Raw genomic sequence first — 19,986 nt, 5'->3', positions numbered from 1 at the left:
GCTTATAAAAAGTTAATATAAAAATTAAAGAAAACTTTTAGAAGTCTCTTGGTGTAAAGTTTAATGTATAATTAAGTATAATAAAATAATGTAAAAAATTTTTCAACATTACTATTCTAAAGTCAAATTTATATAAATTTAATGTATAATAAAGAAGAAAATTTGTATTAAAGAGGAGGTGAAAGGGATGAAAAAGAAGATTTTAGTTTGTTCACTAGCAGCTATAATGATTACAAATATAAGTGTTGTAAGTTATGGAAAAACTGTAGATGGAATGAAGCAGGAGCAGAAGGAGAACAACCAGAAAATAAATGATTTAAATAATAAGAAAAGTAATCTGGAAGGTGAAAAAACAAAAATTCAATCTGACATTGAAGACTTAAGTTCTAAAATTTTGGCTCAGTCGAAAATTGTAAATGAAAAAAATTCTGTAGTAGAAGAATACGAAAAAAAGATTCAAGATATAAAAGACCAGATTAAGTCTTTAGAGGAAAAGATAAATAAGTTGCAAGATAATATAATAACTCTTGAGATGGACAAGACCAAGAAGGAAGAGGTTTTAGGGAAAAGACTACGAGGAATATATAAGTCAGATATGTATGGAAATATATTTTCTTTTTTATTAGAAAGTGAAAGTATAGGAGATTTCATAAGTAGAATAGATGGTTTGGGCAGAATAGTAAAAAATGATCAAACACTACTTAAAGAGGTAGAAGATGCTCAAAATGATCTAGAATTAAGCGAAAACAAACTTAACGAAGAGAGAATTCTAATGAATGAACAAGTAGAATCTCTAAATTCATCTAAAGAAACACTGGTTCAAGAAAAGCAAAAATATGAAGATGCTTTAAAAGAATTAAAATCTATAGAAAACGAGAAGATTACAAAGAAAAATAATTTATCCTCAGAGGAAAGAAAGCTTCATGATCAAATACTTGCTCTTGAGGAAAGTAATGATGAACTTCAAAAGGACATAGAGGGTTTTCTGAATTCTGTAAATAATGGGTCTAATGGTTCACAGACTCAGGGAGGTAGTTTTATACGACCTGTAAGTGATGTAATAACATCTAATTTTGGATATAGGACCCATCCTGTTACTGGTGAGCAGAAATTACATACCGGTACAGATTTTGGTTCTCCTTATGGTACTCCTGTTAAGGCTTCCAAAAATGGTACTGTAGTACTTTCCGGTACCTATGGTGGTTATGGAAATACAGTTATAATTGATCATGGTGGGGGAATACAAACTTTATATGCCCATAATAGCAGCTTGCTAGTGAAAAGTGGACAAACTGTAAAACAAGGAGAAATAATCTCTAAGGTTGGCTCTACAGGAGTAAGTACAGGACCTCATCTTCATTTTGAAGTGAGGGTGAATGGAACACCTCAAAATCCTATGAATTATATAAAGTAAAAAAGTGATTTTAAATGCCCGCTATGTAATTAGACTTTTTTCGTTTAATTACATAGTGGGATTTTTTAAAATTGTGATTAAAGTCTAATTATTAACAGTTGACTTAAAACTTATCAGTTGGAATTATTAAGCTAGTATGCTAAAATTATTATAATTATGGATGGAGGTAAGGCTATGAGCGTAGGGAAAAATGCTATACATAAAGAAGTGTTGCAAATAAATGCTTCTATAAAGAAGTTAGAAGAAAAAAAGATAAATATGTTAAGAGAAATACCTTTTACAAAATGGACTGATTTGACAAATGCCCTTCAAAGGATTTCAACTAATATGATACTTATTATTGACATTCAAAATGAAATGTCCGCTTTAAATAAAATATATGAATCTAAAGAAGATATAAAGATTCGAAAGCAAGAGCTTAACTCAGCTTTAAATGAGATAAGGGAGAGGTTGAGACCTTTAGTAGAAATAAAAAACTCAATCTTAGCTGAATATGGTGCGGAATTTGGGAATGAGATTCAGAATATATATCTTCAAATCGAAGCCTTAGAAAAGAAAAAGAAGAACTTTTCTATTATAAGCGATTTAGTAAATAATCCGGAAAATTTCACATAATAAATAAAATATATAGATATGGGCAAAAATAGTTTAAGAGTTTTTTAATATAATATATGTTACTATTTTCAAAGCTATAATATATAATGATTATTGAATTATAGGTTGGGAGGTATTAAGTTGAAAAGAAAACCAAGCATATTTAGCAGAGAATATGAAAGAAAAATGAAAAGGCGTAAAGTGGGCATAATTTCTCTTATAGTAATAGTTGTTCTAATATTAGGCTTTCTAGTATTCGGTGATTATGCAAAACCATTTATAAAAGATAAAATTGGCTTTATAAGTGCGAAAATAAACAAGGGTGAAGAGAAAAATGAGGAGACTGCTAAGGATATAGTAGAAGACGAGAAAACTCCTGACTCAGAAGAAAAAGAAAATATCACAGATAAAGCACCAGAAGAAAAAGAGATGTCTTATGATGTTACAGTATCAGATGGGGTTACAGTAAAGGCTTTATACGATGAAAAAGATGGAACAAAATCATTCAAATTTATAGAACCAGGTTCGAATAAAGTTTCCTTTGATATAAACAAATCGTCACAACAAATGCTTTTATTAGACGAATCAAGTCAAAAAATGGTGCTACAAGATATAAACGGTTCAACTAAAGATATAACTTTAGAAACTTATGTATCATCTTCAGGAACTCAATTTTTAAGAACAAATATATTAGGCACTAATCCAGGATATGTATGGACTAAGAGTCCTAAATTTATCGACGATACTCATATTGTATATATTAGTCAACTTCCTTGGTTTAATAAAGAAGGAAGATATTATGTATGGATACTTGATGTAACAACAAATTCTCATAGCAATATAAATGGTCTTGAAGGTGCATCTATAACTATTGGTGCTTGGGAGGATAATGGTATAAATATAGATATAGATGGAAACAAATTTATATTAAATTCTAACGGCTCTGCCACAAAAGTAAATTAATTTACTGTCCTATGGAAAATATCTCACAATAATATTTGTAATATTTTTTAATTGTGTGGTATAATGGTTTAGTTAAAATATATTGCTTATAAAAAGGAAAGTAGGAGGAGTAAGGCAATGAAGGTTAATATGGAAAAAGTAGAAACTAACGTTATTAAGTTAGAAGTTACTGTTGAAGCTGAAAAATTTAATGAGGCATTAAAGAAATCATATAAAAAGAATGTTAAGAGATTTAATATACCTGGATTCAGAAAAGGAAAAGCTCCAATGGCAATTATAAAGCAATACTATGGAGTAGAAGCTTTATATGAGGATGCTATCAATTTCTGTTGCGAGGATACATATCCAAAGGCATTAGAAGAAAATAACATAAACCCTGTTGATTATCCAGAAATCGACGTAGTAGAAATCGGGGAAGGAAAAGACTTCGTATATACTGCAAAGGTAGTTGTTAAGCCAGAAGTAGAACTTGGAGAATACAAGGGGTTAGAAGTTGCAAAGGTAGAACATCCAGTTGAAGCTGAAGAAGTTGAAAAGCAACTAGTTGCAATGCAACAAAAAAATGCAAGAATCGAAACTAAAGAAGCTGGAGAAGTTGCAAAGGGCGATATAGCTGTAATAGACTTCAAGGGATTCATGGACGGAGTTGCATTTGAAGGCGGCGAAGGAACAGATTTTGAATTAGAAATAGGATCAGGAACTTTCATAGATACTTTTGAAGATCAATTAGTTGGTGCAAAAGTTGATGAGAAAAAAGAAATTAATGTTACATTCCCAGAAAACTATGGAAGAGAAGAGTTAAACGGAAAGCCAGCTTTATTTGAAGTAACAGTAAAAGCTATAAAGACTAAAGAACTTCCAGAGCTTGATGATGAGTTTGCTAAAGATGTATCAGAATTCGACACAATAGCAGAGCTTAAAGCTGATATAGAAAATAAAATGAAAGCTGCAAACGAAGAAAGAGCTAAGAGAGAGCAAGAAGAAGCTGTAATAAATGCTGTTTCTGAAAATGCAAAGGTAGAAATACCAGAAGTTATGATAAATAAAGAAGTGGATGCTATGATACAAGATTTAGAAAATAGATTAAAGTATCAAGGATTAGATCTTCAAACATATTATGCATACACAAACAACACAGAAGAAAAGATGAGAAGCTTCATGAAAGAAGGAGCTGAAAAGAAGGTAAAAACTGATTTAGTTCTTGAAGCTATCATAAAAGCTGAAAACTTAGAAGCTACTGATGAAGAGTGCAAGGAAAAGGCTACTGAAATAGCAAAACAATATGGCGGAGCAGAAAACACAGATAAGATGGTTGATCTATTAATGAATGCTCAAGGACATCTTATAAAACATGACGTAGTAGTTGAAAAAGCTATCAAAATGCTAGTTGAAAGCAGCAAAATAGCATAATATAACTGTAAGAAATATAATTGCCGGAACTATTGTTTCTGGCAATTATTTTAAATTTATAAAAATTTAATTAGTATAAATTTTTTTTTTATTATATAATAGTAAATATGGTTACAAATAAACGAAGATGGATATATTATATAACATGTATTGTTTAAGGGTTATTAAAGGAGGGTATATATTATGAGTTTTGTACCAATGGTTGTAGAACAAACAAATCGTGGAGAAAGGTCTTATGATATCTATTCTAGATTGTTAAAAGATAGAATAATAATGTTAAGTGATGAAGTCAATGATGCAACTGCAAGTTTAGTTGTAGCTCAATTATTATTCTTAGAAAGTGAAGACCCAGATAAGGATATTTATCTATATATAAATAGTCCTGGAGGATCCATAACATCGGGAATGGCTATTTATGACACCATGCAATACATAAAGCCTGATGTATCTACTATATGTATTGGAATGGCAGCATCTATGGGATCATTTTTATTAGCAGCAGGAGCACCAAACAAAAGGTTTGCTCTTCCAAATAGTGAAATAATGATTCATCAGCCTTTAGGTGGATTCCAAGGTCAAGCTACAGATATAAGCATTCATGCTCAAAGAATTTTGAGAATAAAAGATGAATTGAATCAAATTTTAAGTGAAAGAACAGGTCAGCCTTTAGATAAGATAAAAGCAGATGTTGAGAGGGATCATTTCATGAGTGCATTAGAAGCAAAAGAGTACGGATTGATTGATAAAGTATGGAATCAAAAAGAAAGAAGGTTTGAATAGAAGAAGAAGTTCTTAGATGACCTTATTAGTGAGGTGTGACAATGGTGAAGTATGATGATAAAAAACAATTAAAATGCTCATTTTGTGGTAAGAACCAAGAGCAAGTAAAAAGACTTATAGCTGGACCAGGTGTTTATATATGTGATGAGTGCATAGAATTATGTTCTGAAATAATTGCTGAGGAGTTTGAAGAAACTACTCATGTTAATACTGGAACGTTACCAAAACCAGCAGAAATTAAAAATTATCTTGATCAGTATATAATAGGTCAAGAAAAGGCAAAAAGATCTCTTGCAGTAGCAGTATATAACCACTATAAGAGAATAAATTCTAATGAATCTGATAATGATGTAGAATTACAAAAAAGTAATATATTACTTTTAGGACCTACAGGATGCGGTAAGACTTTGCTAGCTCAGACTCTTGCTAAATTTTTAAATGTTCCTTTTGCTATTGCCGATGCAACTACATTGACAGAAGCAGGATATGTAGGAGAAGACGTAGAGAATATACTACTTAAGCTTATACAAAATGCCGATTATGATGTTGAAAGAGCAGAAAAAGGTATTATATATATAGATGAGATAGATAAGATTGCTAGAAAGTCAGAAAATCCATCTATAACTAGAGATGTATCAGGAGAAGGTGTACAGCAGGCGCTTTTAAAGATTTTAGAAGGAACTGTAGCATCAGTACCTCCACAAGGTGGAAGAAAACATCCACATCAAGAGTTTATACAAATAAATACAAGTAATATACTATTTATTTGTGGAGGAGCTTTTGATGGAGTTGATACAATAATTGAAAAGAGAACTAGAAAAAGTGCAATGGGATTTGGAGCGGATATTCAATCCAAAACTGAAAAGGACTTAGGAAAGATTCTAAAGGAAGTTATGCCAGGAGACCTTCTAAAGTTTGGATTAATTCCTGAATTTGTAGGAAGACTTCCTATAATAGTTACTTTAGATGCTTTAGAAAAGAGTACTTTGGTTAGAATATTGCAAGAACCTAAAAATGCTTTAGTAAAACAGTATAAAAAGCTTTTTGAGATTGATAATGTTGAATTAGAATTCTCAGAAGATGCATTAGACAAGATAGCTGATGAAGCTATAAGTAGAAATACTGGTGCTAGAGGATTAAGAGCTATAATAGAAGAGGCTATGGGAGATATTATGTTTGATATCCCTTCAGATGAGGAAATAACAAAGGTTACAGTTACAAAAGATACAATTGAAACTAAAAAACCAGAAGTCCTTAAAATTGAAGGACAAAAAAGACCTCAGATAAAAGGCAAAAAAGTAAAGACTAAAAAAGACATAGAAACAGCATAATATATTAAGGTAATGATGTCCTACTATGAAAAGAAAGGGCATCATTTTTTTTGTAAAATTTAAATTCATTGGAATATAATTCACTTATTAAGACAATAATACAAATATTAGCTTTAGAAAGGAGAATTGTATATAAATGGTAGAAGTTTTTATGATTTTACAGTTTGTTTTAACTGTAATTATGGGGCTTTATTTTTTTAATGCTTTGAAAGGACAAAAAAGTCAAAAAACTGTTATAGATAGAGAAAATAAAAAGGAAATGAATAAGCTTATGATAATGAGAAACATAAAGCTTACAGAGCCTTTAGCAGAAAAAAGCAGACCAAAATCATTTAATGAAATAGTTGGTCAGGAAAAAGGATTAAGAGCTTTAAAAGCTGCTTTGTGTGGGCCAAATCCTCAGCACGTTATTATTTATGGGCCACCAGGTGTAGGGAAGACTGCTGCGGCTAGATTGGTACTAGAAGAAGCAAGAAGTAATATGTATTCACCATTTAATGATAGTGCTAAATTTATAGAGATGGATGCGACTACAATAAGATTTGATGATAGGGGGATAGCAGACCCTCTTATAGGTTCAGTTCACGATCCTATATATCAAGGAGCAGGTTCTCTTGGAATAGCCGGTATACCTCAGCCTAAGCCTGGAGCAGTAACAAAGGCTCACGGCGGGATACTCTTTATAGATGAGATTGGAGAACTGCATCCTATAGAGTTAAATAAACTTTTAAAGGTTATGGAGGATAGAAAGGTATTTTTAGACAGTGCATATTATAGTTCAGAAGATCCTAATATGCCTAATTACATTAAAGAAATATTTGATAATGGACTTCCAGCAGATTTTAGACTTATTGGAGCTACTACTAGAAATCCAGAGGATATTCCAGCGGCAATAAGATCTAGATGTGTGGAGATATATTTTAGAGCGCTTCTTCCAGATGAAATAGAAGAAATAGCACTGAATGTCATAAAAAAAGTAAATTTATCTATAGAAGATGGCGCTTTAGCGCTTTTGAGCAGATACTGTACAAATGGAAGAGAAGTTGTGAATTTAGTACAGTTATGTGTAGGAATAGCTACAAATGATGATAGGATGGAAATAGGTATAGAAGATGTTGAGTGGGTTATAGAGAATGGACAGTATTCACCAAGACCTGAAAAGTTAATAGAAAAAGAACCTAGAGTTGGATATGTTAACGGACTTGCTGTATATGGAGCAAATATGGGAACGTTGCTTGAAGTTGAGGCTACAAGTCATAGATGTGAAGATGGAAAGGGAAAATTGAGAGTAACAGGTATAATTGAAGAAGAAGAGTTTGGTAGCTCAACGAAAAAATCAAAAAGGAAAAGTACAGCAGGATGTTCTATAGAAAATGTCCTTAGCGTTTTAGAAAATAATTTTGGAATACAATGTGATAACTATGACCTTCATGTGAACTTCCCAGGAGGAATGCCTGTAGATGGACCATCAGCTGGTATAACTATAGCAACAGCTCTATATAGTGCTGTAAATAATGCTTTAGTAAACAATAAAGTTGCTATGACAGGAGAAATATCTCTTCAAGGATTTGTAAAACCTATAGGTGGAGTTACGGCAAAGATAAATGCAGCAAAAAAAGCTGGAGCAGAGACAATCATAATACCTAAAGAAAATTGGAGTGAAAGTTTTAGCAGGATGGAAGGTGTAAAGATAATTCCTGTGGAAAAAATTGAAGAAGTTCTTCAATTATCCATAATGAAAGAGAAAGTTCACGAACTTAATTTATCTAAAAAGGAAAGTTTACACTTTGGAATACCAACTGGAAAAACAATAAATAGTGAATTTTAGGCTTCTAAATGAAAGAAGCCTATATTTTTTCGTGTACTTTAATTGATAAGAAATATAATATACTATATAATATTATAATAGCTTTATTGTATAATAATAAAGAGACATGAATTTTATTTCATAATAGCAGAAATGAGGGAGAAAGATGGAGACTACAAAAAATATTTTTCCTTTAATTCCTTTAAGAGGCATGATAGTTTTTCCTTATATGATACTTCATTTTGATGTGGGTAGAGAAAAATCAATTTTAGCACTTGAAGATGCTATGCTAAATGGGCAAGAAATATTTTTAGCAGCGCAAAAGGAAGCAAAGGAAGAAGAACCTACACCAGAAGATATATATGATATAGGTACATTATGTACTATAAAACAAATCTTAAAGCTGCCAGGAGATACTGTAAGGGTATTGGTAGAAGGTATTAAAAGGGCGAAAATTTCAAGCTTTGAGGAAAGTAAACCATTCTATAAGGTTGCAATAGATATAATAGAAGATGAGAATGAAGATGAAAAAGAGAAGGAAGCTTTGCTTAGAACTTTAAAAGTTCATTTTGAAGATTATGTAAAGCTTTCAGGTACTTTGCCAGAAGAAGCCATAATAAATGTTGATGAGTTTGATGATTTATCAAAAGCTATTGATACTGTAAGTGCATATATGACTTTAAAGCAAGAGCTTAAACAGGAACTTTTGGAAATTCTCAATGTCAAAGAAAGAATAGAGAGACTAATAGTCATAATAGATAACGAAGTAGAGATTTTGAAACTTGAAAAGAAAATTTCAACTAAAGTTAAGGGGAATATTGATAAGGCTCAAAAAGAATATTTTTTAAGAGAGCAACTTAAGGTTATACAAGAAGAACTTGGTGAAGAGGACGAAATTAAAAAAGAAGTAAAAAAATATAAAAATAAGATTACAAAGGCCAAATTGCCAAAAGATATAGAAAAGAAAGCTCTTTATGAACTTAATAAGCTTAAAAATAATGGACCGTACTCTGCAGAGGGAGGAACTATAAAAACATATTTAGATTGGATTTTAGAACTTCCTTGGAATGAGAAGACAGATGAGCATATCGATATTAAAGATGCAAAAAAAGTATTAGATGAGGACCACTATGGACTTAAAGATGTTAAGGAGAGAATAATAGAGTATTTAGCAGTAAAGAGTATAAAGGGTAGTCTTAAAGGACCTATATTATGCTTGGTGGGACCTCCAGGTGTCGGCAAAACTTCAATAGCAAAATCAGTAGCTAGGGCTCTAAATAGAAATTTTGTAAGAATGTCTTTAGGCGGCGTTAGGGATGAAGCTGAAATCAGAGGCCATAGAAGGACTTATGTAGGGGCTATACCTGGAAGAATTGCTTATGGAATGAAAGAAGCAAAATCTAAAAATCCACTTTTCTTATTAGATGAAATTGACAAGATGAGCAGTGACTTTAGAGGAAACCCAGGAGATGCCCTTTTAGAGGTCTTGGATTCGGAACAAAACTCAACCTTTAGAGATCATTTTTTAGAAGTTGATATGGATTTATCAGAAGTTATGTTTATATTGACTGCAAACACCTTAGATACAATTCCAAGACCTCTTTTAGATAGAATGGAGATAATAGAGGTATCAGGATATACTCATGAAGAGAAGTTTAATATATGCAAGAGATATCTTGTTCCTAAGCAATTAAAAGAGCATGGAATAGAAGAGGAAAAGATAAAAATAAATGATACTTCAATAAATCTTATTATAGAAAGCTATACGAGAGAATCTGGAGTAAGAAGTCTTGAGAGAAAGATAGGGTCAGTTATTAGAAAAGCTATAACTGATATGATTAAAAACAATAAAAATCAATTGTTGATAACTCAAAATCACATTAGAAAGTATTTAGGGCCAGAAATATTCAAGAGGGACTCCATAGACAATGAGGATAAAATTGGAGTAGTAACAGGGATGGCTTGGACTGCTTATGGTGGAGATATTCTTCCTGTAGAAGTATCTGTAATGGATGGAAGTGGTAAGCTTGAGCTTACAGGACAACTTGGAGATGTAATGCAGGAATCAGCGAAAACGGCATATTCTTTAGTACGTTCACAATCTAAATCATATGGCATAGACGCAGAGTTTTACAAAAATAAGGATATACACATCCATGTACCAGAAGGTGCGGTTCCTAAAGATGGACCATCAGCTGGAATAACTATGACAACAGCTTTAGTCTCAGCTTTAGGAAAGAAAAAAGTTAAGCATGATGTTTCTATGACAGGAGAAATAACCTTAACAGGGAAAGTTCTTCCAATAGGAGGGCTAAAGGAAAAAGCATTAGCAGCATATAGATCAGGAGTTAGAACTATAATAATTCCAAAAGACAATGAAAAAGATGTAAATGATATACCTAAATCAGTTAAAAGTAAGGTTAAATTTGTATTAGCTGATAAAATAGATGAAGTTCTAAATAACGCATTGGTTGGTGAAGAAATATGCAAATAAAAAAATCAGAATTTATAACATCTGCTGTAAAGAAGAATCAATATCCTATAGATGGATATCCAGAAGTAGCTTTTGTAGGCAGATCTAATGTGGGAAAATCTTCTTTAATAAATTCCATAACAAATAGAAAAAAACTTGCAAAGGTTAGTGGAACTCCAGGAAGAACTAGACTTGTGAACTTTTTCTTTGTAAATGATGAATTCTATTTAGTTGACCTCCCTGGCTATGGTTACGCTAAGGTTTCAAAAACTGAAAAACAGGGCTGGGGAAAGATTATAGAAGATTATCTTCATGGAAGAGAGCCTTTAAAAAGGGTTGTTCTTTTAGTAGACTGTAGACACAAACCTACAGCTGACGATGTTATTATGTATGAATGGATTATTCACTATGGATATGAAGTTGTAGTAGTAGCAACAAAAAGTGATAAGATATCTAACAATGAAAAATTTAAATGTGAAAAGATCATAAGGGAAACATTAAAGCTGAAGCCGGAAAATAAGCTTATATTCTTCTCATCCTTAAATAAAAAAGGTGTAGAACAGCTTAATGATGAGATCTTTGGAAATCTAGAATAAAATATATAGAAAAAACCAATTCAATCTGTTGATTACAGAATTGAGTTGGTTTTTTTGTTTTAATAAACTGACTTCTTAGTTTCAGGTGAAGCTTCAATTCTTGATGAAGCTAAGAAGTGTTATTATCTATGGGCATTTCTACTGCTAGAGGTTGAAGCGTTACAACGTATAGACATCAGATAAATATATAATAAGGAAAAAATATAGAAATAATTTTTTGTGTCAAAATATACTTACAAGAATAGTATATATTATAAAACAAAAGACAAAATAAAAAAAATATGGAAGGAGGAAGTAAAGTGGATGTAACAAGCATTTTAAATGGCTTTGCTGGAGGTAAAATGGATAAAAACACACTTAACGCTTTAGCAGGCTGCTGCTCTGGAAATAATGGAGCCAATAGTCCTATAATATGGATCATCCTACTATTGCTTTTCTGGAATGGAGGATTTGGAGGCAATAATAATTGTGGATGCAATAATAATTGTGGAGGAAACAATGGGAATACTTGCTGTGGAAACTACAATGTAAACCCATATGCACCATACTACACTTATTATGATCCATGTTGCTGCTGCTGTGAATCTTCTAAGAAGAGTAAGAAAGAGAATGATTTATACTATATGCAACCAGTAGGCTATAATTATTGTATGCCACAAAATTGTAATAATAATTGCAACAATGGATGCAATAATTCATGGTGGATATGGATAATCATACTTCTTTTATTTACTGGATTGGGTAACAACGGAGGATGTTTTGGAAACAATTCTTCTTGTAGCGCCACCGCTGCTGCTTCAGGAGCAAGAGTAAAAGAAGATAACTATGATAGCTGTGATGAGGTAGACTTTACAGACTAAGAGCAGAATTAAAAAACAAATAATTAGTTTATTGTATTAAAAACTAAGGTTCAAAAATACAAAACAAAACCACAGGGAGGGGTTAAGATGTCAAAGTGTAAAAACAATTGTTGTTGTAACTGTTCATGTAATGCAACACCAGTTTGCGGACCATTATATCAAATGAATCCAGTAAGGATGGCTCCAGTATGTATGCCTGTAGCGCAAAATACTGCTCCATCATATATGCCAATGCAAATGCCAATGTATAACAATGCAGGATGTGGAAATGGATCTTTCTGCGGTGGATTTGGCGGCGGTGGAATATGCACACTATTACTATTCTTGTTAATCTTAGGAAACACTGGATTATTAGAGAATAGAAATGCTTTAACTTTAATACTTTTATTCTGGTGCTGTGGCGGATTTGGCTGCGGAAATAATAGAGGTTGTGGCTTTGGCTGCTAATATTAGCATTTGAATTAAGTAAGTTATTGGAGGGCTTAATGCCCTCCAAAAAAATATATTTATTAGGAGGTAAATTACATTTATGGGAAAACATAAAAGACACAGAAGTCCGGAACCTATTATGGATAATAGTGCCATGTATCCTCCTGGAATGATGGGTTCTAATATGAACCCAAGCATGATGAATCCTAATATGATGAATCCTAATATGATGAACGGAAACATGATGAATGGGAACATGAACCAACCTAATATGATGAATGGAAACATGAATCAGCCCAATGGAGGGCCGATGCCATTTAATCAAAATCCATCAACAGGAAATCCTTTCTTTGATATGCTAGGTAGTGCAGATTTTAGTCAGTTAGGTTCTCTTTTAGGTGCGTTAACATCTAATGGAGTAAACCTAAATGATATAAATTTAGGTAACAATAATATCAATGATACGGTTTATGAAGATAGCACAATGCAGCTTTTAAATGCTTTAAGACCTTTTATGCCTTCAGATAAAGTAGGCATAATAGATAAAGTGATACAAATGTATTCAAATGGAGAACTTAATGATTAAAGAGTTTCTTTTGGAAACTCTTCTTTTTATTCTATAAGATCATTTTTTGGCATTTCAGCAATCATAGTGCATTTTCCATCGAAAAATCCTCCCTTTGCAATCTCTAAATTTTTTACGGTTACATTTCCTATAAGTTTGCCAGAAGGCTCTATCAAAAGATTGTTTTCACAGGTTACGTTACCAGTAACTACCCCCTCTATAACAGCATTTTTGCATGAGATATTTCCGGAGTAGTTTGAACTTTCACCTATAATTATGTCATCCATCCAATCTGTGTCACCCTGGATGGTTCCATCAATCTTGATGAGACCTTCACCATTAAGATTACCTACAATTTTGCATTCAACTCCAATTAAAGTTTGTATTTCGGGAGATTTTTTTATATCCCTTTCATTATTAAACATATGGCACCTCCTTAAATTTTTAAACTAAAAATGTATATAAAGTTAAAGACAAGTCAATAATAATAATGTAAATAGGAGTTAAACTCCTATAGCTAAAAACAATTTTTAGCTAAAACCCCCCATCCCCCTTTGGGCCGCTATGGCGGCCCTTTTATTTTTTTTCGTAAATAGCACTTATTCTTAATTGATTATTGCTTGCAGTATCTTCGTTTAGTATGACATTAAGAGTGTAATTTTTAGGAGAAGAGCTTGGATTTTTAGGAGTATTTTTTAGGTTGATGGTCCAGATTATTTCAGAGGGCTCGCCGTTTTTATTCCATTTTGTATCATGAAAATAGCCATCTTCAAACTTTATAGCCATACTTTCAGCACTTACTTTTCCTATTGCTGATAAGGCATTTCCGCTCAAACCAGAAAAGAATATGTTCGGCATATTCTCTTCACCATAAGGTAAAGATTCCATATACAAGATAAAGCTCTTTATTATGTTGCCGCCAGGTAATGCATCACTATTAAAACTATAATTTTTTAAAGCTTTATTTTTCAATATATAATATCCTAAATCAAGAGTACCTCTAGAGTAACTTCCAGAAATTATTTTAGGAGTTTTTCCATTATTATAATCTAAAAATCCTAAAATATTATTGTTTGTACATAATAAATCTTTAAAATTATCATCATCATATAAGAAAATATGTTGTATTGCAATGTTATCCTCGGATGATTGTAGATATATTTCAGGAATTCTATCTCTATCTGCGTCTAAAAATGTTATTTTTAATGGCCAAAGAGAATCATATTTTCCTAAAGAAGTTTTCTCATCTTTAGACTTTATCGGTATAGTTAAATTTCCGCTGCACATTTCCATATAATATTTTGTATCATTGGTTTTTATGTACAACACATCATTGCTTCCATCTCCATTAAAATCTTCTTTAAAACTGCTTTCTTTAGAACTTACAAGACTAAATGTATCTTTACTACTTTTTAAATATTTCACACCTAAAAGTAAAGCTAAAAGTGCTAATATAGATACTATGCATACTATTATTTTTATTAGATTTTTCTTTGTAATTACGACTACATTGAATTTCATAAAATACACCCCCATTAAATTATATGAGAGAATTTAATAATCCATGCCTTTATAAACAAGAGAATAATTTCATATAAAAAAAGAAGCCCTATTAAACTTTATTAAGATTAATAGGACTTCTTTTAAAAGCTAGATTATTTGCAAGAAGGACAAATTCCGTAGAAATATACTTTGTTACTTAAAATATCATAGTCTATATGGTCAGCAGCTTCTTTGTTAAGCTTATCAAAGCATATGCCTTCTATATCATCTACTCTGCCACATTTTACACATTGAATATGTGGATGTTTCCCGACATTACCGTCATATCTAAAGTTACCTTCACCTACATTTAGCTCTTGAACTAAATTTACTTCAACTAAAGTTTTTAGTGCTTTATATACAGTTGCAAGACTCATTGTTGGATAGTCTTCCTGTAAAGCTTTGTATATGGTTTCAGCAGAAGGATGCTCTTTGGTACTTTGAAGATATTTATAAACAGCTATTCTTTGAGGAGTTAATTTTAGTTTTTTCTCTTTAAAAATAGTTGTAATATTATCCATATTCTCACCTCATATTATTAGATATTTATATTATATAATAAGGATTATTATTTGTCAAAGAATATTGAGTAATATATATAATTAAAAAAATATATTGAAAATATAGAAAAAAGTGATATTTAAAATGAGTTAAGAAAAAAAGATATAATTTTTCCGAAAAATGTATTGAATTATTAATAATATCTGATAAAATTAAATTAGGCTGTTAAGAAATTAACAAATTTTATATCAATCCATGTTCAATTATTTTAATTTAAAGGCGGTGAAAACTGTCTTTAATTTTTTTTTATAATAAGCTAAAATTAATCTATGAGGATGGTGATGATATGATAAATTTAGAAAAAGGTTTATCTTTTGAAGAGTACATGAAGAATAAGGAGGAGCTTAGGGAAAGATATAGTAATACTGAATTATCAATAGGAGCTAAGGAAAGTATTAAAGAGCTTAAAGAGGGAAGACAAGTGTTGATATTTACAGAGGGATATTGCAAAGACTGCACTGCAACACTGCCTTTTATAAAAAGACTTGAAGAAGAAAATTCATTAATAAAGCTTCATGTATTTGGAATAAAGGATCAAGAAGACAATAGAAATTTTTTAGAGGAAGCTGTTGGAGAGGTTAGAATACCTAGTATTTTAGTGTTCGATGATGAAATGAATCCCAAAGGAGTATATATTGAAATTCCTAAAGAAATAAAAGAGAAGATTGCGTCAGCTCCTTTAGAGAAAAAGAGAATATATGTAGATGAATATCGAGAAGGTAGATACAATGACCTAATAGAGAAAGATCTTTTAGAGATTCTTATTTAAAACAAAAGGTAGAGTTCTAAACTCTACCTTTAAATTTTGTATCTATAAAATTTATTATAATAGTCAATGCATAGTCATATATAAAAGCAAAAACTATATATATAAGAGACAATATAAAGATGTTTAAAGCAAAGTTAAGAGGAAGCCCTAAAAGGCTGTATACACCGTATAGTAATCCTGCAGAACATATAAAAAATATAAGTTTTAATAGAATTTCAAGAACCGGTTTTCTTAAAGCTTCTACATAGTATTTTATAAATCCATATACTCCAAATAGCAATATGTAGTTTACTGCTGATGCATTTAAACCTAAAATTACAGCTAAAAGTCCTGAGGCACAATAAACTGCAAAAGAGTATTTAATACCTATAGTAAGTATGGAAAGTGGTATAATAGCAGATGCTACTGCAAGAAGTGTAAGCTTGTTTGTAGGGGCTATACTGCATATATATAGAATTAGTATTGTTAATGCAGTATACAGTCCTCCACGAGCAATTTTACTGCTTTTAATCATATTCAATCACCTCTAAATACAAGAAATCAAGTCACCACCCATGCATTCACAACAACAGTCTGCAATTATAAGGTTGCTGCAGCAGTCGCATGCGTTATTGGCACTATTACCACGAGTACCATAATAACTCTGTCTATAGTTTTGGGTACGCCTATTTAAAAAGTTTAAAGCCTGAGAATATTCTGCATTACTAGGGTCCATACGGTTAGCTTGAGATATATTATTGTAAGCTTCATCATGCCAGCCCTTTTGCATATAAATTACGCCCATAAGGTAGTGCCATTCTGCATTCTTATTAGAAATATTGCTTAGTTTGTACTCAGCAGAGGATAAATCTCCGCGCTGTATATCTTGTCTTATAGAATTAAAATCACCGTATCCGCTGCTAGTTTCATAATTACCAGAAGTATAGCTGCTATTAGAAGCAGAATTCTTTGAAAGATAATCATAAGCTTCGTTTAATTCCCTCATTTTTTCTTCTGCTAAATTTCTTAATGGATTATCTCCATACTGGTCTGGATGATATTTTTTTGCTAGTTCTCTATAGGCTTTTTTGATTTCATCTTGAGAAGCCCCTTCTTTTATTCCAAGTACTTCATAAGGGTTAGTCATTATGTATCACTCCTTTAGTTAATCGTTCTGTTTGTTCCATTATTCCTAAATGAACTATATTGAGTAGTAGGTCTTTATTTTTCTGTAGAGGAAGCTTTTCCAAATGATATAGGCATTCTGATCCGCAATTTATAAGAAGAAAATTAATTTTCTCAGCTATACAGGATTTGAAATCGCTAAAAGGAAGATTTTCAGTGTTATACACTTCATTTATAGCGTTAAATTTGTTTTCGCTGATATCTTTTTCTAAATCATCCATAGCATCAATTAGATAAATCCATCTCCCAAGGTTATAGCCTAAGGAATAAAGGTGTTTTTTATCTTTATCATCGCCATTATAGTGAGGGTATGAAGAAAGAACCACAGCCGTAAGGGTACTGAATGGATCACATATCTCATCTATAGAAGTTATTTTGGATGATTCCAATCTAGATAATTCCATAAGTTCATAATAAATCTCTAGATTTATACTTCCTATTTCATTTGAGTAGTTGTTGACTTTAGACTTCAACAGAGAACTTAAAGCTTTACTCTTTAAATTGTTATCATCTTTAACATCATCCAAAAGCTTATAATAAAATAAGCTTACATTCATATGAGCACTATATTCTAGTGCAAAATTAGAGCATACAAGAGATTTTTTCTTTGTTGGATGAGTGGGACAAATTATTTTTTTATAATTAATAGAATCCTCTGTAAGAGAATCTAATAATATTGCGAGGAATGTCATATCATAGTTTAAGCATAAGCGTGGAAGATTTCCATAAAGCTTTTTTATGCTATGGCATAAACCGCAATAATATGCTTTAAACTTTTCAAAATCTTTAACTTTAAGTTCTGGAATACATGGTTTTACATATCCAAACATTAAGTATCTCCTTTAGTTAAGGTTAATTTATGTCTTATTTCATATTATCATAAATAGAAGACAAAATGAAATTCTTTTAAATAAATTCAAGGAATATTAATTTATAATAGAGACATATATTTGTAATATATACATATAAAAGTTTATATAAAATTTTCTGATAATATTGAAAAATTATATTTACTAATTTAAAAAACTATGTTAAACTAAAAACATAAAGAATGTTAAAAAAATAACTAACTAATAGGGGGAAATATAAATGAGTAAATATAAAGTTGGAGACGAATTAATAATAGTAAGAGATGCTGCAGAAGACACTAAAAAGCTTAATGAAATGACAAAGCTTGAAATGAAAGGTGATTTTGCTCAAATTACTTGGGGTATAAAAGTTGAAAAGGTTGAGTATGACAAGCCTCATGTAGTGGTAACTTATAAGAATGCTTTTGGAGAGACAAACAAAGTATATGCACAATGTCTTGATGCAGCGAATTTCGATACTGAAAAAGTTTTAGAAAAAGCATTATTAAAAGCATTTCAAAATGAAATTATTGAAATAACATGCAGAAAAACTTTAAAATGCGATTTATAATAAAAATTGAGGAATTATTCTAGGACTCTTATTTTAAAGTATTAGAATAATTCCTATGTTTTTATTAGCAGTAACGAGTTGACATAAATTTATTAAGATAGTAGTATTAAAGTATTAAGATTATTGTAAAGTTAAGATATTGTATTAAAAGGGAGTAACCGCCTATATTTATAGGATTATAAAGTCAACATACTGGTTTAAATAAACCTGGCTTTATATTGATTTACGTCAAGGTGAGACTTTTAGCACAAATAGTTTTTGATAGCTATTTTGTGCTAAAAGTCTTTTTTTATTGTATAAAGGAGAGATGAAAATGAATTTATTATCACTAATATTAACGGCTTTTGGACTATCTATGGACGCTTTTGCAGTGTCTATAACTAATGGAATGAGAATGAAAAAAATAACAAATAAGAATGCAGCAAAGGTGGCTCTTTATATGGGGGGATTTCAAGGGCTTATGCCTGCAATTGGATGGGCATTGGGATTGGGATTTAAGGATTATATCACAAGCATAGATCATTGGATTGCTCTAATTTTACTTAGCATAATAGGTGGGAAGATGATTTATGAAGCAATGCAAGACAAAAAACATCCAGAAGAATATAAAGAAAATAAAAGCAAAGATGAAGATACTGATTCAAAAGTTAATAATGAAAAACTTGTGAGTAATAAAGAACTGTTACTGTTAGCTATAGCTACAAGCATTGATGCTCTAGCTGTAGGCGTAAGTTTTGCTTTTTTAAATATTTCTATAGTATCCTCAGCATTGATAATAGCAATAATAACTTTTATAATGTGTTTTATAGGAGTAAAGATGGGAAAGAAATGTGGATCATTCCTTAAAGATAAAGCTGAAATAATAGGAGGCATTATTCTTATATTGATAGGAATAAACATATTTCTGGAGCATACTAATTTTTTAGGACTTATTTAATTGGAAATAAATATAAAAAGATGCAATAACTTCTTTAGTTTTGCGTCTTTTTATTATAGAGGAATAAAAATATTAAAGAATTGATTATTTACTTTGATTTTTTAGAAAATTCTAATATAATGTAGTCAGGGGAATTAATAAGAACAGGGGTGATGACGATGAGTAATTGTCCTTTTTTATCAACAAATAGAGAAAGTGTACAATGTTTTAAAACCTGTGCTTTCTATGATAAAGGGGAAGAATGTCCATTCAAACTTTATTTAGATAGGGATGACTTTAAAGGAAGTTTTTCTCATATATTAAATGATGAATCATTATTTATAGAATCAGATGATGAGGATATGTTAGCATTATAATTTTAAAGAAAAAAGA

Annotated in this window: 22 protein-coding genes; 16 read left to right on the top strand and 6 right to left on the bottom strand. The window is 31.0% G+C overall.

All coding sequences use genetic code 11. The features are described from left to right. Nucleotides 1–187: 187 nt before the first annotated feature. The 12 genes from KQH81_RS11900 (at nt 188) to KQH81_RS11845 (ending at nt 13,243) form a co-directional block, all read left to right on the top strand. Nucleotides 188–1,414 carry a murein hydrolase activator EnvC family protein gene (locus KQH81_RS11900; protein ID WP_099336392.1) on the top strand — a complete coding sequence of 409 codons (1,227 nt, stop codon included), beginning with the start codon at nt 188–190 and terminating at the stop codon, nt 1,412–1,414. A gap of 174 nt (nt 1,415–1,588) precedes the next feature. Next, nucleotides 1,589–2,029: a hypothetical protein gene (locus tag KQH81_RS11895; protein WP_099336391.1), complete on the top strand. Its 441-nt coding sequence runs from the start codon at nt 1,589–1,591 to the stop codon at nt 2,027–2,029. Between the two features lie 120 nt (nt 2,030–2,149). Further along, the gene (locus KQH81_RS11890) at nt 2,150–2,971 is read left to right on the top strand and encodes a hypothetical protein (protein WP_027639165.1); all 822 of its coding nucleotides are present in this window, start codon (nt 2,150–2,152) and stop codon (nt 2,969–2,971) included. Nucleotides 2,972–3,088: 117 nt separating this feature from the next. Further along, a complete protein-coding gene (gene tig / locus KQH81_RS11885) occupies nt 3,089–4,381 on the top strand; it encodes a trigger factor (protein ID WP_027639164.1) in 1,293 nt (430 codons plus the stop codon). 183 nt (nt 4,382–4,564) lie between these two features. Continuing rightward, nucleotides 4,565–5,161, top strand: a complete 597-nt coding sequence (gene clpP, locus KQH81_RS11880; protein ID WP_027639163.1) for an ATP-dependent Clp endopeptidase proteolytic subunit ClpP — start codon at nt 4,565–4,567, stop codon at nt 5,159–5,161. 41 nt (nt 5,162–5,202) lie between these two features. Next, a complete protein-coding gene (clpX, locus tag KQH81_RS11875; protein ID WP_027639162.1) occupies nt 5,203–6,492 on the top strand; it encodes an ATP-dependent Clp protease ATP-binding subunit ClpX in 1,290 nt (429 codons plus the stop codon). Nucleotides 6,493–6,628: 136 nt separating this feature from the next. Further along, nucleotides 6,629–8,320, top strand: a complete 1,692-nt coding sequence (gene lonB, locus KQH81_RS11870; protein ID WP_051196276.1) for an ATP-dependent protease LonB — start codon at nt 6,629–6,631, stop codon at nt 8,318–8,320. Nucleotides 8,321–8,465: 145 nt separating this feature from the next. Continuing rightward, nucleotides 8,466–10,793 carry an endopeptidase La gene (lon, locus tag KQH81_RS11865; protein WP_027639161.1) on the top strand — a complete coding sequence of 776 codons (2,328 nt, stop codon included), beginning with the start codon at nt 8,466–8,468 and terminating at the stop codon, nt 10,791–10,793. Further along, nucleotides 10,784–11,368, top strand: a complete 585-nt coding sequence (yihA, locus tag KQH81_RS11860; protein WP_027639160.1) for a ribosome biogenesis GTP-binding protein YihA/YsxC — start codon at nt 10,784–10,786, stop codon at nt 11,366–11,368. The genes lon and yihA overlap by 10 nt, the downstream gene beginning before the upstream one ends. A 299-nt stretch (nt 11,369–11,667) precedes the next feature. Then, nucleotides 11,668–12,228, top strand: a complete 561-nt coding sequence (locus tag KQH81_RS11855; protein ID WP_035770863.1) for a hypothetical protein — start codon at nt 11,668–11,670, stop codon at nt 12,226–12,228. An 87-nt stretch (nt 12,229–12,315) separates the two neighbouring features. Continuing rightward, complete coding sequence (locus tag KQH81_RS11850) at nt 12,316–12,675, top strand: hypothetical protein (RefSeq protein WP_051196275.1); 360 nt, start codon at nt 12,316–12,318, stop codon at nt 12,673–12,675. Nucleotides 12,676–12,757: 82 nt separating this feature from the next. Further along, nucleotides 12,758–13,243: a hypothetical protein gene (locus tag KQH81_RS11845; protein WP_027639159.1), complete on the top strand. Its 486-nt coding sequence runs from the start codon at nt 12,758–12,760 to the stop codon at nt 13,241–13,243. Nucleotides 13,244–13,269: 26 nt separating this feature from the next. Here the strand turns inward: KQH81_RS11845 and KQH81_RS11840 are convergent, their stop codons facing one another. From KQH81_RS11840 to KQH81_RS11830, 3 genes are all read right to left on the bottom strand, one after another. Then, entirely contained in the window at nt 13,270–13,647 is a 378-nt protein-coding gene (locus KQH81_RS11840; protein ID WP_051196274.1) for a bactofilin family protein, read from the bottom strand. 151 nt (nt 13,648–13,798) lie between these two features. Continuing rightward, nucleotides 13,799–14,743: a VCBS repeat-containing protein gene (locus KQH81_RS11835; protein WP_027639158.1), complete on the bottom strand. Its 945-nt coding sequence runs from the start codon at nt 14,741–14,743 to the stop codon at nt 13,799–13,801. 134 nt (nt 14,744–14,877) lie between these two features. Beyond that, complete coding sequence (locus KQH81_RS11830) at nt 14,878–15,285, bottom strand: transcriptional regulator PerR (RefSeq protein ID WP_027639157.1); 408 nt, start codon at nt 15,283–15,285, stop codon at nt 14,878–14,880. Nucleotides 15,286–15,611: 326 nt separating this feature from the next. Between KQH81_RS11830 and KQH81_RS11825 the strand changes: the two genes are divergently transcribed. Then, nucleotides 15,612–16,094 (top strand): thioredoxin family protein, encoded by a 483-nt coding sequence (locus tag KQH81_RS11825; RefSeq protein ID WP_027639156.1) that lies wholly within the window; start codon nt 15,612–15,614, stop codon nt 16,092–16,094. Between the two features lie 16 nt (nt 16,095–16,110). On the opposite strand, the gene KQH81_RS11820 is transcribed toward KQH81_RS11825, so the two are convergent. The 3 genes from KQH81_RS11820 to KQH81_RS11810 are packed head-to-tail and all read right to left on the bottom strand — an operon-like array spanning nt 16,111 to nt 18,088. Continuing rightward, nucleotides 16,111–16,608 (bottom strand): hypothetical protein, encoded by a 498-nt coding sequence (locus KQH81_RS11820; RefSeq protein ID WP_027639155.1) that lies wholly within the window; start codon nt 16,606–16,608, stop codon nt 16,111–16,113. A gap of 12 nt (nt 16,609–16,620) precedes the next feature. Further along, a complete protein-coding gene (locus KQH81_RS11815) occupies nt 16,621–17,220 on the bottom strand; it encodes a DnaJ domain-containing protein (RefSeq protein WP_027639154.1) in 600 nt (199 codons plus the stop codon). Then, the gene (locus KQH81_RS11810; protein WP_022788065.1) at nt 17,213–18,088 is read right to left on the bottom strand and encodes a DUF5685 family protein; all 876 of its coding nucleotides are present in this window, start codon (nt 18,086–18,088) and stop codon (nt 17,213–17,215) included. The genes KQH81_RS11815 and KQH81_RS11810 overlap by 8 nt, the downstream gene beginning before the upstream one ends. A 259-nt stretch (nt 18,089–18,347) precedes the next feature. Here KQH81_RS11810 and KQH81_RS11805 point away from each other — a divergent pair, with 259 nt between their 5' ends. From KQH81_RS11805 to KQH81_RS11795, 3 genes are all read left to right on the top strand, one after another. Continuing rightward, nucleotides 18,348–18,677 (top strand): hypothetical protein, encoded by a 330-nt coding sequence (locus tag KQH81_RS11805; RefSeq protein WP_022788066.1) that lies wholly within the window; start codon nt 18,348–18,350, stop codon nt 18,675–18,677. Between the two features lie 313 nt (nt 18,678–18,990). After that, the gene (locus KQH81_RS11800) at nt 18,991–19,614 is read left to right on the top strand and encodes a manganese efflux pump MntP (RefSeq protein WP_027639153.1); all 624 of its coding nucleotides are present in this window, start codon (nt 18,991–18,993) and stop codon (nt 19,612–19,614) included. 158 nt (nt 19,615–19,772) lie between these two features. Beyond that, the gene (locus KQH81_RS11795) at nt 19,773–19,970 is read left to right on the top strand and encodes a hypothetical protein (protein ID WP_035770862.1); all 198 of its coding nucleotides are present in this window, start codon (nt 19,773–19,775) and stop codon (nt 19,968–19,970) included. Nucleotides 19,971–19,986: the final 16 nt, after the last annotated feature.

Origin of the sequence: Clostridium cadaveris (genome assembly GCF_020911725.1) — a bacterium.
Lineage (GTDB): Bacteria > Bacillota > Clostridia > Clostridiales > Clostridiaceae > Clostridium_X > Clostridium_X cadaveris.
Note: the sequence above shows the minus strand (reverse complement) of the source record. Positions and strands in the feature narration are given on the sequence as shown.

Coding starts and splice junctions, on each gene's coding strand:
- KQH81_RS11895 (WP_099336391.1), top strand. CDS start 1,589: ATGAGCGTAGGGAAAAATGCTATACATAAAGAAGTGTTGCAAATAAAT.
- KQH81_RS11800 (WP_027639153.1), top strand. CDS start 18,991: ATGAATTTATTATCACTAATATTAACGGCTTTTGGACTATCTATGGAC.
- KQH81_RS11840 (WP_051196274.1), bottom strand. CDS start 13,647: ATGTTTAATAATGAAAGGGATATAAAAAAATCTCCCGAAATACAAACT.
- yihA (WP_027639160.1), top strand. CDS start 10,784: ATGCAAATAAAAAAATCAGAATTTATAACATCTGCTGTAAAGAAGAAT.
- lon (WP_027639161.1), top strand. CDS start 8,466: ATGGAGACTACAAAAAATATTTTTCCTTTAATTCCTTTAAGAGGCATG.
- clpX (WP_027639162.1), top strand. CDS start 5,203: ATGGTGAAGTATGATGATAAAAAACAATTAAAATGCTCATTTTGTGGT.
- tig (WP_027639164.1), top strand. CDS start 3,089: ATGAAGGTTAATATGGAAAAAGTAGAAACTAACGTTATTAAGTTAGAA.
- KQH81_RS11835 (WP_027639158.1), bottom strand. CDS start 14,743: ATGAAATTCAATGTAGTCGTAATTACAAAGAAAAATCTAATAAAAATA.
- KQH81_RS11900 (WP_099336392.1), top strand. CDS start 188: ATGAAAAAGAAGATTTTAGTTTGTTCACTAGCAGCTATAATGATTACA.
- KQH81_RS11850 (WP_051196275.1), top strand. CDS start 12,316: ATGTCAAAGTGTAAAAACAATTGTTGTTGTAACTGTTCATGTAATGCA.
- lonB (WP_051196276.1), top strand. CDS start 6,629: ATGGTAGAAGTTTTTATGATTTTACAGTTTGTTTTAACTGTAATTATG.
- KQH81_RS11825 (WP_027639156.1), top strand. CDS start 15,612: ATGATAAATTTAGAAAAAGGTTTATCTTTTGAAGAGTACATGAAGAAT.
- KQH81_RS11795 (WP_035770862.1), top strand. CDS start 19,773: ATGAGTAATTGTCCTTTTTTATCAACAAATAGAGAAAGTGTACAATGT.
- KQH81_RS11815 (WP_027639154.1), bottom strand. CDS start 17,220: ATGACTAACCCTTATGAAGTACTTGGAATAAAAGAAGGGGCTTCTCAA.
- KQH81_RS11830 (WP_027639157.1), bottom strand. CDS start 15,285: ATGGATAATATTACAACTATTTTTAAAGAGAAAAAACTAAAATTAACT.
- KQH81_RS11805 (WP_022788066.1), top strand. CDS start 18,348: ATGAGTAAATATAAAGTTGGAGACGAATTAATAATAGTAAGAGATGCT.
- clpP (WP_027639163.1), top strand. CDS start 4,565: ATGAGTTTTGTACCAATGGTTGTAGAACAAACAAATCGTGGAGAAAGG.
- KQH81_RS11810 (WP_022788065.1), bottom strand. CDS start 18,088: ATGTTTGGATATGTAAAACCATGTATTCCAGAACTTAAAGTTAAAGAT.
- KQH81_RS11845 (WP_027639159.1), top strand. CDS start 12,758: ATGGGAAAACATAAAAGACACAGAAGTCCGGAACCTATTATGGATAAT.
- KQH81_RS11820 (WP_027639155.1), bottom strand. CDS start 16,608: ATGATTAAAAGCAGTAAAATTGCTCGTGGAGGACTGTATACTGCATTA.